We start from the raw sequence: 13,480 nt of genomic DNA on the forward strand, positions 1-13,480 counted from the left end.
TCCACTGAGCGCGGATCTCATCCATCCGGCGCGGGCTTCGAAGCGGGGCCGCGTTCAGCCGCGGCGCAGGGTCTCCGACGGGTGCCTGCCGTACCTCTGGCGGTACTGCGCGGCGAACCGCCCCTGGTGCAGGAACCCCCAGCGGGCGGCGACGGTCGTGACCGTGCAGCGGGACGGGTCCCCGGCGGACAGCTCCTCGTGCGCCTTGGCCAGCCGTACCTCGCGCAGCTGGGCCGTCGGCGTGCGGCCCAGGTGGGCGCGGAAGCCCTCCTGGAGCGAACGGCCACTGACCGCCACGGCCCGCGCGACGTCCTCGGTGGTGATCGGCAGGTGCGCGTGCTCCTCGATGAACTCAAGCGCCCGCCGCACCACCTTGGGCAGCGCCGGGGGGCGGGGGGCCGTCAGCCGTTCCCGGTAGTTGGAGGGCTGCATCGTGAGCAGCGAGGTGACCAGCGCGCTCTCCAGGTGCGTGATGGCCAGCGGCTGCGCGGTCAGCCCGTCGTCGTGCTCGGCCTCCCTGACGATCAGGTCGACCATCCCGCGCCAGGCGCGAGCCCAGCCCGCGGTGAGGTCCACCCCCAGGTCGAAGACGATCGGCCGGTCGAGCGGTTCGCCGAGCAACTGCTCCAGCGCGCACTCGATCGCCGTACGCTCGAACTTGACGATCAACTGCGGCGTGCCCGCGGTCCACCGCATGTCCAGGTGCCGGGTGGGGGAGGGCAGGGAGGCGAGCGCGGACGTCGAGACGATCTCCTGGTCGCCCCCGCGGATCAGGCTCCGCCCGGCCAGCGGCATCATGACCAGGAAGAACGTCTCCAGGTCACCCGGCTCGATGCGGACGTCGGCCCCGTAGTCGAGGTAACTGACCCGTACCGAGCCGAGCCCCACCGAGTTGAACCGCGCCGACAGCAACGACGCCGCCCCGGCCAGGTCCAGCCGGTGCGGGCAGAAGATCCGGCTCACTTCGTCCCGCACCTCGTCGAGGTCGCTGCTGGCGAAGACCGGCCTGTTGCCGAGCAGCACGTCCATCCATCCCCCGCTTCGACGAACCTGTCGCCGGATAATCGCGGGAGACGGTCAAACGTTCCAGGTAAAAAGACGTGTTCGGGTGGATCACAGGTCGAGGTGGATGATGTCGTCGAGGGCCCGGCTGACGCACGGCATCATCGTCCGTCCGGCCGCGCGCTCCTTGGGGGACAGCACGACGTCCCGGTGGTCGGGGCGGCCGGCGAGCACGGCAGTCTCGCACGAGCCGCAGGTGCCCTCGCGGCAGGTCGAGGGGATCAGCACACCGGCCCGTTCCAGGGCGGCCAGGGCGGTCTCGCCGGCGTCCACGCGGATGGTACGGCGCATGCGCGTCAGCCGGATGTCGAAGGCGCGTTCCTTGGCGGGGTCGAGCGTGGCGTCGGCGTGCGCGGCGAAGCGCTCGGTGTGCAGCCGTACGCCGGGCCGCCGCCCGGCGTGCTCACCGGCCTGGTCGAGCATCCCTGCCGGGCCGCAGCAGTAGACGTGGCCGCCGGGCGGCACCCGGCCGATCCATTCGCCGAGGTCCGGACGGCCGCGCGAGGCGGTCGGCCAGAGCGTGACCCGCCCGTCCCCGGGCGGGGGCAGCCGGGTCAGGAACGGCATCCGTGTGACGTCCTCGGCCACGTAGAGCAGCCGCCAGTCCAGCCGCTCGCGTTCGGCGCGCTCGACCATGGGCAGGATCGGCGTGATCCCGATGCCGCCCGCGATGAACAGCGTGGCCGGTGCGGGCACGAACGGGAAGTTGCCACGCGGACGGACGCAGCCGATCGCCAGGCCGGGGGCGAGGTTGTCGTGCAGCCAGCGGGAACCGCCGCGCCCGTCGTCCTCGCGCTGGATCGCGATGTACCAGTCACCCGAGTCCGGCGGGCCGCACAGCGAGTAGGACCGGTACCGCCCGTCGGGGAGTTCGAGCTGGAGGTGGTCGCCGGGCGACCAGGCAGGTAGCGGCGTACCGTCCGCCGCGCCGAGCCGGACGCCGATGATCCCCCGGGCCTCCGCCGCGACGTCCTTGACGACCAGGCGGAGCGGACCGGCCTCCTGGGGGCGGGGCGCGGGCCTGCGGGCCTTCCTGGGCCGCCACGCGACGTGTAGATCGGTGGGGCCGCGGAACTCCCAGCCGCGCACGGCGGGCTCGGCGGTCAGCCGCAGGTCGTCGCACCGCTCGATGACGGCCGTCAGCGCCGCGCGCACCTCGGTGCGGGCCAGCGCCGCGCCGACGCACGCGTGCACCCCCGCCGCGAACGCCATGTGCCGCAGGTCCTCGCGGTCGATGTCGAAGTCGTCGGGTGCCGTCCAGCGTGATTCGTCCCGGTTCGCGGAGGCCAGTACGGCCGCCACGGTGACGCCCGGGTCGAGCCGGGTGCCGCTCAGCTCGACCGGGCGTACCACCTGGCGGGTCACCGTGCCGACCGGCGAGCCCCAGCGCAGCGACTCCTCTACCAGGCGCGGCACCGCGCCCTGTGGGTCGCGGTCGACGGCGGCGCGTACGTCCGGCCGGGTCAGGTACGCGTGCAGCGCGGTGCCGAACAGGTCCCTCGGTTCCTGGATCCCGCCGATGATCAGCAGCTTCACGGTGGAACAGAGCCGGGCGAACTCCTGGTCCGGCAGGCTCCGGCGTCCCCCCGCGATGGCGGCGATGATCGAACCGTCCGGCGCGCCGCGCGCGATGAGCCCGGCCAGCGTCTCGTCGATCTCGGCGTTGGTCCGCTCGACGTCGGCGTCCTTGGCCGGGTCGCGCTCGTAGTTGGCGGCGGCCCGCCCGATCGTGTCCACCCACCGCCGCAGAATGGCGGGCGCGACCGGCGGCAGGCCGCTGACCTCGCGCAACACCCGCAGCGACAGGTTCTCGGCGAAGTCGGTGATCAGGTCCGCCCGCCCGCGCGGCAGTACGTCGGCCAGCAGGTCCGCCACGGCGGCGTCCACGATCGCGGCCATCGCCGCCGCGACCGCGGACGGCCGCAGCGCCCGGGTGAGCGGTGCACGCTGCTCGGCGTGCCGGGGGTCGTCGGAGTGCAACAGGTTCGGGCCGATGGCCCGGCTCAGCGGCGAGTCGTGGACCTCCGCGCTGAACACCTCCGCATCGCGGGCCACCCGGCGTACGTCGGCCCAGCGCGTGACGAAGTACGTGTGCATGGACGGGACCCACGCCACCGGCGCGGTCCTGCGCAGCCGCGCGTAGGTGGGGTAGGGATCGACGTCGAGTTCGTCCAAGTGGACCACGACTTCGGCCGGCATACATCCTCCTGGAGTGGTCCCCTCAGGGTGGGCGGCGGAGGTGCGGCGGGGGAAGAAGCCATCATCGGAAGTCGGCGGTGGCCATTGCGACGATCGTCGGAATCAGTGACCGAGCAGGCGGGCCGGTCTCAGGTTGAGGTGCAGGACGAGCCGGTCTGTGGCGTTGGGCAGGTCCAGGCCGGTGATCTTGTTGGCTCGGTGCAGGTCGTGCCGTTGTCAGCGGTGGGGGCGTGTGCGAGGAGGCGGGAGAGGCGGAGGACGAGCCGGTCTGTGAGGGCGGCGAGGTCCGGGCTGGTGGTCTTCTTGGTCTGGTGGAGTTGTGCCGTGTCAGCGGCGGGGGTCGTGGGTGAGCAGGCGGGCCAGCTTCAGGTTGAGGTGGAGGAGGAGCCGGTCTGTGGCGTTGGGCAGGTCCAGGCCGGTGATCTCCTCGGTCCGGTGGATCCGGTAGTACAGCGTGGTCCGGTGCAGGTTGAGCCGTTCGGCGGTGGCCTTGATCCGGGCTCCCGAGTCCAGGTACCGCTCCACGGTCGCGGCGAGCACGCCGTCGGCGTCGTGCGCCAGCAGGCGCCGGACCGCCGGGTCGAGCCGTTCGGGGCGCAGGGCGGCGGGCTCGATGCCGAGCAGGGTGCGGTAGATGCCGCATTCGTCCCATACGGCGGTGTCGCCCACCTCCGCGTCGGCCTCGGCCACCCGGCACGCCATCAGGGCCTGCTCGTAGGAGGCCAGGGCGTCCACGCCGCGCTCGTGCGGGTCGCCCGCCCCGACGATGATCGGCTCGCCGCCGTCCGCGCGGTTCGTGCCGCGCTGGTACGCCGAGCGTACGGCGTCCCGGAAGGCCGCGGCCATGGCACGTACGTCGTCGCCGGGCGGCTTCACGGGCCGGACCACGACCAGCACGACATGGTCGGCGTGAACCAGGTGCAGCGCCCCGGCGAGGCCCGGACGGTTGCGCAGTGCCACAAGCTCGGCGTCGAACGCGGAGGTCAGGCCGGTCAGCGGTACGGCGGGCGCGGCCGGCCGGGCGACCAGGACGGTCCACCACTGACCACCTCGTACGGCGAGCCGGGCGGCGGCACTCTCACGAGACTCTTGATCGGCGGCGAACAGGTCGCGCAGCAACTCGCGTTCGCGGGTGCGTTCGCCCTCCTGGGCGACCTGTTCGCGGTGCAGCAGCAGCGCGATGCGCTCGGCCGCGCCCGTGGCCTGCGCCAGCTCGTCCGGGGTGATCGAGCCGTCCCTGTCGATGATCCACAGGTAGCCCCGCATGGCGCTGAGGTGCCGGATCGGGACGCAGATCCGCCCATGCGCCCCGAACTCGGGCTTGGCGGGCACCCGCACCGCGCCCGTGGCGTTGTGCAGCCCCAGCGAGCGGACGTACTCGACCACCTCGGCCGGGACGGACCGGTGCAGAATGGACGCGATCCGGGCCTGGTCCAGCGACCCTTGGTGCGGGCTGTGGTACTGCAGGCGCAGCCGTTCGTCGTCGATCGAGACGGCCCGCCCGATGGCACGCGCGAGCCGGTCCACGACCTGCTGGATCTCGCTCATCACCGACCGCCGGGCTCCCGTACTTCCGACGATCGTAGCAACGCGCCCGGACCGTTCTTCCGATGTTCGTCCCTGTCCGGCGGCCGGGCCGATCGGCCACCCTGGGTGTGCCCCCAATTCCCTACTCGACCTGGACGCGCTGATCGACGCCCTGGCGGCGGTGATGGCCGACGTCAGCCGCGGCGACACGTCGGTACCGGGCCGGGTCGGCGCGGTGGTGCCGGACGTGTCGGCCGCGAGGCTGTCGCGGGTCGCCTGGGGCTTCCCCGAGGGGTGAGAGCGGGCGCGAAGCTCGGCGTATTCATCGGTGCCCGGCTGATCGCGAAGGCTGCCGGGCAATGCTACTCTTTGTAGTGACTTGGTCACAGCTTGGTGGTCGGCTGACATCCGGAGGCAGAGTTGAACGATCGTCCCGGTCCGGATCGGCGTGTGTCCTCGGGCCTGCCCGCGTTTTCCGGCCGTCCCACGGGTCTGGGCACGTCCGCGGCCCACCTCGCCGACGTGTCGTCCCTCGCCGGCACCCGGCCCGGCTCTCCGGCACTCCGTGATCTGTGGTCCGCTACCTCGCCCGCCGCCGTGGCACCCGATGCCGCCCCGCCCGGCCCCCCGCCGCCCGGCGATGCGGGGGCCACCGTCCCGGGCCCCGCTGGGATCAGGCCCGGTCTCCCGGCATGGCCAGGTGCCCTGGTGCGCGGCGATCTGGGGTCTGCCCTCGCGCCCCCCGCCGATGCATCACCCGGCACCGCCCCGCCCGGTCCCCCGGCAACAGGCGATGCTGCCGGTACCAGGCCCGACGCTCCGGCGCAGGGAGCGACTTGGCCCGGTTCCCCGGCATCCGGTGATGGGGAGTCGTCCGCCGATACCCCGTCCGGTGAGGTGCGGCAGCGGCTGATCGGCTACCTGGTCGAGCGGGTGGGGCCCGATGGGCGGTTGCTCGACCTTTGTGAGAGCCGCATTCTGGAGTCCGCGCTGTTTCTGCGGCTGTTGCAGGACGAGGACACCGGCCCCGCCGAGCAGCGGGCGTTGAGCGAATACCTGGAAGCGGCCGAGCCCATGGACGAGGGGAGCGCGATCATTCGGGCCGCCGCGTTGGGGCATCCCGACCCCGCGCGGGCGGAGCGGTTCCGCGCCGCCTTCTCGCACAGTACGGGCGAGCGCAAACAGATTCTCCTCGCCACCGTGTTCGCGCTGTTCGGCCTGGTGCCCATGGCCGATCTGCCGGCCGTCCGCTACGCCGGGCAGGCCCAGTGGACCGAGCTGATCCTGTGCGCCAACAACATCCTCGGCGCCCACGCACGCGGTCGGTCCGACCTCGAGGATCAGGCGTTCCTAGTGGGCCGCCTGGCGACCGGCACGTTGCTGGGGCGGCCCTGGCAGGGCAATGTGCTGGCCCACCTGATCGCCCTGCACGCGCTGCGCACCTTCCAGCCCAAGGGGGCGCTGCTCGGCACCGGGCTCGCGGCCGTGTCCGGCACCCGGCGGCCCGATGGCGGGGTCCCGTTCGTCGGCTCCCAGGACGTCTACCTCACCGCGATGGCCGGGATCGCGCTGGCGGGCTGTGGCGAGCGGCCCGAGGTGGTGGCCCGGATGGCCGACTGGATCGCGGGCGCGCAACTGCCCGACGGGGCGTGGGGCTACTGCACCGAGGCCCTTCAGACCGACGTGGACGACACCTCCCGGTGCGTGGAGTTCCTGCGCGCGGTCGATCCCGGCCGCTACCAGGCGGTGATCGCGGCGGCCGAGCGCTACCTGGCCGGTATGGCGGGCCCCGACGGCGGGTTCCCGACGTACCTGGCCGGGCACCCGTCCGAGCCCGACATGACCGCCGGTGCGGTCGTGGCGCTGAGCGAGGGCTGGGACCGGCACGCCGATCTGCTCGGCGCGGCGGTCGAGTACCTGCTGGGCCAGGGCCGCGACGACGGCACCTACGAGCAGAGCTGGACGCTCAGCGAGTCCAGCGTCATCTGCCACGTCCTCGACGCGCTGCACCGGGTGCCCCGGGAGGTCGCGGGCGATCGGGCCGGGCAGGCGGCGGACGCGAGCCTGCGCCGCCTGCGGAAGACCCAGAATGACGACGGCGGATGGGGGAGGCGGCCAGGCGACGCCAGTGACGTCCTGTCCACCGCCCAGGCGCTGACCGCGCTCGCCCGCCATGGCCCCTCGTCGTCGGCGGTGCGCCGGGGGGAGGGCTGGCTGCGGCTGCGGCAGCGGCCCGATGGAGGCTTCCCCTCGATCCCCGACCAGGCGGGGCCGCGCCCCCACCCGTACGACTATCCGGCCCTGGCGGCCGTCCACACCCTCAACGCCTTCAACGCCATCGCCGCCGACGTCCCCGGTGATTCCGATTCCGATTCCGGTGGCGGTGGGCGGCGGCTGCCCGACTTCTACTGCCCGTTCCCGTCCGCCGCGCACGCCGACGGCGAGGAGCTGGACCGCCGGACGATCGCCTGGATGCGGCACTACGGCCTGGGCGCGGGCGACGCGGAGCGCGACCGCCTGGCCCGGGTCGGCGTGGGACACTTCGCCGCCCGGGTCGCCCCCCGGGCCCGTGCCGACCTGCGGCAGATCCTCGCCGACCTGACGATGTGGATCTACGCCTTCGACGACGAGTACTGCGACGAGGGCCCGCTGAGCGACCGGCCGGGCGAGCTGGCCGAGGCGATGGGCCGCATTCACCGTTGCGGCGATGTCGTCGAGGACGCGGTCTACGACGACGACCGGTACGGCATGAGCCTGCGCGACCTGCGGACCCGGCTGTGGAAGGCGGCCTCACCGGCCGAGAGCGACCGGTTCATCGAGGCGATGCGCGGCTACTTCGAGGTGGAGGCGGCCAGAGCGTCCTTCGTGGCCAGGAAGGAGCGTCCCGGGCTGGACGCCTTCGCCCTGGTCAGCCTCCGCTCCGGCGGAGCGCTGGCCCTGGCCGGCCTGGCCGGGTCGCTCAACTGCGGCGGCGCGCCCCCACCCACTCTGCTGCACGATCGCGCCGCGCAGGCGGTGACCGAGCTCGCGGGCACCATCGCCACCTGGAACAACGGCATCATCTCCATCGCCAAGGAGCGGGAGCGGACCCCTGACGGGTTCAACCTGCTCGACGCGATCCGCCAGGAGACCGGCTGCGGCGACACCGAGGGCGTCGAGCGGATGATGGCGCTCATGGACCGGACGACCACCCTGTTCATCCGGCTGCGCGACCGGCTTCGGCTGCGCCGCCCCGATCTGACCCACTACCTGTCGGGGCTGGAGCACTACATCGGCGGATCGCTCGACTGGGCGTTCACCAGCGACCGCTACCTCTATCTCGACGGCCAGGGCGGCTCCCTGGCCTTCGAGCCGGGCGGCCGTCGCCTCACCCCCCGCGACGACTCCACCGTGCCACCCCCCATCCCGTCCATCGCCTGGTGGTGGCACCACGACCCCGGCCCTTCGCCCTTCCCGTCCACAGGGAGCGGGATGCCGGTGGTCGCGGGAAAGGACTACGCCGCCTCGAAGTAGTCCGGCGCCATCCTGTTGAGGATGAAGCCGTTGTCGAGCGCGACCCTCAAAACGGGGTGCGCTCCGCCCCCGACCTCGGCGGCGAGCCTGCCGAGCCCCGCCGAGCCCTGCCGAGCCCCGCCGCGACATCCGGCGAGACCTCGTACGCCTCTTTCACCACGCCGGTGGTCCCGATCGGCGCGATCAGCACCGGAAGCCCTGCCGACTTCAGCCGTCGAGTTTCCCGGCCCGCCATGAGCCGTCCGGTGCCGGTCGGCCCAGGACGATCACGTCAGAGGGCGGGAAGCCGGATGGCGTTCTTGGCGTGGTCGAGTCCATGCTCCTCGGTGGGTTCGTGATCCATGGCCTCGCGGTTCTGCTCGATCAACGCCTGGTTGAGGGTGACGAAGGGGCGCATCCGGGCCTCGTACGCCGCGAAGGCGGCCTCCGGGTTCGGGGCTGTGGAGAGTTCGGCGGCCAGGACGTACGCGCCGACCAGGGCCAGGCTGGTGCCCTGGCCGGAGAGCGGCGACGGGCAGTAGCCCGCGTCGCCGAGCAGGGTGACGCGGCCCGCCGACCACCGGTCCATGTGGACCTGCGCCATCGAGTCGAAGTAGAAGTCCGGGGCCGCCCACATGGCCGTGAGCAGGCGCGGGACCTCCCAGCGCACGTGGGCGCAGTGGTCGGCGATGAGCCGCTTCTGGGCCTGGACGTCGCGGTGGTCGTACTCGATCGGCTGCTCGCTCTGGAAGCCCAGGTTGATGCGCAGTTCGGTGTTGCCGCGCACCGGGTAGACCGCGCCGCCCGCCCGCCCGTCGTTGAACCAGGTCTGCCAGTCCGCCAGGCCCAGGTAGTTGTCCGTGGAGAAGATCGACAGGTAGGTCCCGAGGTGGCGGACGTACTCCCGCTCCGGCCCGAAGGCCAGCCGGCGCACGTTGGAGTGCAGCCCGTCCGCGCCCACCACCAGGTCGAACGCGCGCGGAGCGGAGCGCTCGAAGGTGACGTGGACGCCGTGCCCGTCCTGGGTCAGCGCGGTGATCGAGTCGCCGAAGACGTACTCGACGTCCTGCCGCGTCCGTTCATGCAACAGACCGGTGAGGTCTTCGCGCAGCACCTCGATGTCGTCGCCGCCGACCCGGCCGCTGGACAGCGCGACCTCCGTGGACCGCCACAGCTCGTTGCCGTCGCCGTCCAGCATGGAGGTGCCCTTCATGTGGGTGCGCAGGCTCCGGAGTTCGGCCAGTACGCCCAGGCGTTCGGCGACCGTGAGCGCGGCGCCGCGCACGTCGATCGCCTGGCCGCCGGGGCGGGGCGCGGGGGCGCGTTCGACGACGGTGACGGAGAAGCCCTGGCGGCGGAGGAAGTAGGCGAGCGCGGGTCCGCCGACGCTCGCCCCTGAGATCAGTACGGAGGTCATGGATCCTTGGTATCCCCGGCCGCCCCCAAGCGTCCAACTGTGCTAACACAGTCTCGCCGCTCCCGAGTAAAACTGTGCTAGGACAGCTGGATGGATTCACCGTACTTGCGGATCGCGGCCGAGCTGCGCCGGCGCATCCGGGAGGGCGAGCTGGCCCCCGGCGACAAGGCGCCCTCGACCCGCGCTCTGTCCAGGGAGTTCACGGTGGCGACGGCCACCGCGGCGCGGGCGCTCGGCGTACTGAAGGAAGAGGGCCTGCTCACGGCCCGCCCCCGGTCCGGGACGGTGGTGGCGGTCGCGCTGAGCCGTCCCCGGCGGCGCGCAAGGCCGGTGGAGCTGACCCGGGAGGCGATCGTGCGGGAGGGGATCGCCATCGCCGACGCCGAAGGGCTGGGCGCGGTGACCGTCCGGGCGGTGGCGGCGCGGCTCGGCGTCGCGGCGGCGGCCGTCCACCGGCAGGTGCGCGGCAGGGACGAGCTGATCCGGCTCATGGCCGACCTCGCCTACGGCGAGGAACGCCATCCGCCCGAGGCCCTGGACAGGCGGGAGCGGCTGGCGGCGGTCGCCCGGACGCTGTGGCGGATCTACCGGCGGCACCCCTGGCTGTCCAACCTCACCCCGCTCGGCCGCCCGCTGCCGCTGCCCGGCCTGCTCGGGCACAGCGAGCACATGCTGCGCGCGCTCGACGGCCTCGATCCCCGGACCACGCTCACCATAGAGATCCTGATCTACGCGTACGTCCAGGGCCTGGCCGTGCACATCGAGCGGGAGGCGCAGATGCTGTCGGCCACCGGGCTGTCCAGCGAGCAGTGGCTGGACGTCCACGGGACGGAGATGAGCGCGTTCATGGCCTCCGGCCGGTACCCGCTGTTCACCAAGATGATCACGGGTCTCGGCCCGGAGGGGTACGACTTCGACCTCGACCGCCTCTTCGAGGCCGGGCTGTCCGCGCTCCTCTCCGGCCTGCGCGTCCCGTGAGCGTCAGTGCCGGATCGCACCGCCGACCAGGGTGTGGCGTACCTTCGTGTCCGCCACCTCGTCGGCGGGCACGCACAGCACGTCGCGATCGAGGATGACCAGGTCGGCCAGTTTGCCCGGTTCGAGGCTGCCCAGCTCGGCCTCCACTTGCCCGCGGCGATCGTGCCCAGGTCGTCGGCCACGCCGAGCGGCTCGGCGGACGAGGAGGTCGCGGCGACCAGTACGTCCGCCGGGCTCATTCCGGCCTGGGCCATCAGGTGGAGTTCGGTCAGGTTCTCGCCGTGCGGGGTGACGCCGCTGTCGGTGCCCATCGCGATCTTCACGCCCGCCGCGTACGCCCTGGCCACCGACTCGCGGTGGACGTCGGTCAGCTTGCGGGCCTTGGCGAGGGCGTTCGGGCTGATCCGCATGCCCTCGTCGGCCATCCGGACCAGGAAGTACCCGGCCGACAGGGTCGGCACCAGTCACGTCCCGGACAAGTTACATACTTCTCACACACAACTGATATATCAGTGGGCCGTTGGACTGTAGGCTTTGCCGGGAAAGTACGTCAACACCAGGAGAGCAGGGATGGCGCAAGTGACCGACGGCTTATTGATGGCCGAACGGGCATACGCCTACATACGCGATGAGATCGTCACGACCAGGATCCAGCCGGGCTCGCCCGTCGACGAGGAACGCCTGATGGCGGAGCTCGGCGTCGGCCGCACCCCGGTACGCGAGGCGCTGAAACGCCTGGCGCAGGAACGCCTGGTCACGGTCTTTCCACGACGCGGCACGTTCGCCGCCGACATCCACATCGACGACGACCTCTGGCTGACCGAGGTCCGCGTCCCGATGGAGGGCATCGCCGCCCAGCTCGCCGCTCGCCGGGCCACCGCCCAGCAGCGGGAGAAACTCGCCCGGCTGTCCGACGAGATCACCAAAGAGATCGAGTCGGGGGCCGACCTCAAACGCCTGGTGCTGTTCGACGCAAAGATCCACCGGTGCGTGTTCAACGCCGCCCAGAACCCCTTCCTGGCCGACACCCTCACCATGTACCTCAACCTCAGCATCCGGATCTGGTTCCACCGCCTGGACCGGCTGCCGGACCTGGCCCCGCACGTACTCGATCAGCGTGAGGTCATCCAGGCCATCCTCGACCGCGACGGCGAACGCGCCCATGCCGTCGCGCTAGACCACCTCAATGGGTGCTCCCACAGCATCCGCACCGGCTTCTGAAGACCGGTTCGCATAAGGAGATCGATCGCGTGTCGCACACCGTACGTTCCGTCATCGCCGGGGAGCGTGAGGCCGCCGCCGGGCGGACCTTCCGCTCGACGAACCCCGCCACCGGCGAACTCGTCGCCGAGGTCCAGCTCAGCGACGCCACCGGGTTCGCCGCCGCGGCGAGCACCGCCAAGCGGGCCCAGCGGGCCTGGGCCGACCTGCCCGCCCCCGCGCGCGGCGAGGTGATCGCCCACGCCGGGCAGCTCGTCCGCGCCAACGCCGAGAAGCTGGCCAGGCTGGTCACCCGCGAGATCGGCAAGCCGCTCAAGGAGGCCAGGGGCGAGGTGCAGGAGGTCATCGACACCTGCACGTTCTTCCTGGGCGAGGGCCGCAGGCTGTACGGCCAGACGGTGCCCTCCGAGATGCCGGACAAGGAACTGTTCACCTTCCGCCAGCCGGTGGGCGTGGCCGCCGTCATCACGGCGGGCAACTTCCCGGTCGCGGTGCCGTCGTGGTACCTGGTCCCGGCGCTGCTGTGCGGCAACGCGGTCGTGTGGAAGCCCGCCGAGTACTCGGCGGCGTCCGCCGAGGCGCTGTACGAGCTGTTCGCCCACGCGGGCCTGCCCGAGGGCGTGCTCAACCTGGTCTTCGCCGACGGCGCGGATACCTTCGCCGGGCTCACCGAGGCGCTGGGCGCCGGCACGGTGAACAAGGTCGGCTTCACCGGCTCCTCGGAGGTCGGCGCGCGCATCGGCGAACTGTGCGGGCGCCACCTCCAGTCGCCGTGCCTGGAGCTGGGCGGCAAGAACCCGATGGTGGTCACCGCCGACGCCGACCTCGACCAGGCGGTGGAGGGCGCGCTGTTCTCCGGCTTCGGTACGGCGGGGCAGCGCTGCACGTCCCTGGGCACCGCGATCGTGCACGAGTCGGTGCTGCCGGAGTTCCTGCGCCGGTTCGACGAGGCCACCCGTGCCGCCGTGATCGGCGACCCGACCGGCGACGTCCTGTACGGGCCGCTGCTGGACGAGAAGTTCGCCCACTCCTACGAGAAGACGCTCGGCCAGATCGGCACGCACCACGAGGTGCACGGCTCGACCGCGATCGGCCGGATCGGCGACGCGCGCCCCCGGGCGGGCTTCACCGGCGACGCCACCGGCCTGTACTACCACCCGGTGATCGTCTCCGGGGTACGGCCGGGCGACGCGCTGTTCGACACCGAGACCTTCGGCCCGATCGTCGGCGTGACCTCCTACCGGACCCTCGACGAGGCCATCGAGCTGGCCAACGCCCCCGGCTACGGCCTGTCCTCGGCGATCTACACCACCGACCCGGCCGCGGCCTTCCGGTTCCGCCGGGGGATCGGCGCGGGCATGGTCAGCGTCAACAACACCACGTCGGGGGCCGAGGCGCACCTGCCGTTCGGCGGCAACGGCAAGTCCGGCAACGGCAGCCGCCAGTCCGGCATGTGGGTGCTCGACCAGTTCACCCGCTGGCAGTCGCTGAACTGGGACTTCTCCGGTCACCTGCAGAAGGCCCAGATGGACATCACCGTCGTCGACCCCGACCTGGAGTACCGCCTGCCCTGAAAACCGATTC

General features: G+C 72.2%; 9 protein-coding genes and 1 pseudogene. 4 read left to right on the top strand and 6 right to left on the bottom strand.

The window, feature by feature from the left end; genetic code table 11:
* Nucleotides 1-54: 54 nt before the first annotated feature.
* The 3 genes from DP939_RS22630 to DP939_RS22640 form a co-directional block, all read right to left on the bottom strand.
* Entirely contained in the window at nucleotides 55-1,029 is a 975-nt protein-coding gene (locus DP939_RS22630) for an AraC family transcriptional regulator (RefSeq protein WP_113982769.1), read from the bottom strand.
* A gap of 84 nt (nucleotides 1,030-1,113) precedes the next feature.
* On the bottom strand, nucleotides 1,114-3,261 hold the full coding sequence (locus tag DP939_RS48780; protein ID WP_113982770.1) for a cytochrome P450: 2,148 nt from the start codon (nucleotides 3,259-3,261) through the stop codon (nucleotides 1,114-1,116).
* Nucleotides 3,262-3,588: 327 nt separating this feature from the next.
* On the bottom strand, nucleotides 3,589-4,809 hold the full coding sequence (locus DP939_RS22640) for a PucR family transcriptional regulator (protein WP_113982771.1): 1,221 nt from the start codon (nucleotides 4,807-4,809) through the stop codon (nucleotides 3,589-3,591).
* Nucleotides 4,810-5,685: 876 nt separating this feature from the next.
* Between DP939_RS22640 and DP939_RS22645 the strand changes: the two genes are divergently transcribed.
* Nucleotides 5,686-8,301 carry a terpene synthase family protein gene (locus tag DP939_RS22645; RefSeq protein ID WP_113982772.1) on the top strand — a complete coding sequence of 872 codons (2,616 nt, stop codon included), beginning with the start codon at nucleotides 5,686-5,688 and terminating at the stop codon, nucleotides 8,299-8,301.
* A gap of 271 nt (nucleotides 8,302-8,572) precedes the next feature.
* Here DP939_RS22645 and DP939_RS22650 read toward each other — a convergent pair whose 3' ends face one another.
* Nucleotides 8,573-9,697: an FAD-dependent monooxygenase gene (locus DP939_RS22650; protein WP_113982773.1), complete on the bottom strand. Its 1,125-nt coding sequence runs from the start codon at nucleotides 9,695-9,697 to the stop codon at nucleotides 8,573-8,575.
* A gap of 90 nt (nucleotides 9,698-9,787) precedes the next feature.
* Here DP939_RS22650 and DP939_RS22655 point away from each other — a divergent pair, with 90 nt between their 5' ends.
* Nucleotides 9,788-10,675 carry a GntR family transcriptional regulator gene (locus tag DP939_RS22655; RefSeq protein WP_113982774.1) on the top strand — a complete coding sequence of 296 codons (888 nt, stop codon included), beginning with the start codon at nucleotides 9,788-9,790 and terminating at the stop codon, nucleotides 10,673-10,675.
* A gap of 3 nt (nucleotides 10,676-10,678) precedes the next feature.
* Here the strand turns inward: DP939_RS22655 and DP939_RS47055 are convergent, their stop codons facing one another.
* Nucleotides 10,679-10,822: an amidohydrolase family protein gene (locus DP939_RS47055; RefSeq protein ID WP_199565354.1), complete on the bottom strand. Its 144-nt coding sequence runs from the start codon at nucleotides 10,820-10,822 to the stop codon at nucleotides 10,679-10,681.
* Nucleotides 10,823-10,881: 59 nt separating this feature from the next.
* Nucleotides 10,882-11,100 (bottom strand): annotated as a pseudogene (locus DP939_RS49335) (amidohydrolase family protein); the annotation flags it as partial.
* Between the two features lie 154 nt (nucleotides 11,101-11,254).
* On the opposite strand from DP939_RS49335, the gene DP939_RS22665 reads away from it, so the two are divergent.
* Together DP939_RS22665 and DP939_RS22670 are read left to right on the top strand one after the other, a co-directional pair.
* Nucleotides 11,255-11,896, top strand: a complete 642-nt coding sequence (locus DP939_RS22665) for a GntR family transcriptional regulator (protein WP_225878430.1) — start codon at nucleotides 11,255-11,257, stop codon at nucleotides 11,894-11,896.
* Nucleotides 11,897-11,925: 29 nt separating this feature from the next.
* Entirely contained in the window at nucleotides 11,926-13,470 is a 1,545-nt protein-coding gene (locus tag DP939_RS22670; protein ID WP_113982777.1) for an aldehyde dehydrogenase family protein, read from the top strand.
* Nucleotides 13,471-13,480 lie beyond the last annotated feature (10 nt).

The sequence above is a fragment of the Spongiactinospora rosea genome, from assembly GCF_003315795.1.
GTDB lineage: Bacteria > Actinomycetota > Actinomycetes > Streptosporangiales > Streptosporangiaceae > Spongiactinospora > Spongiactinospora rosea.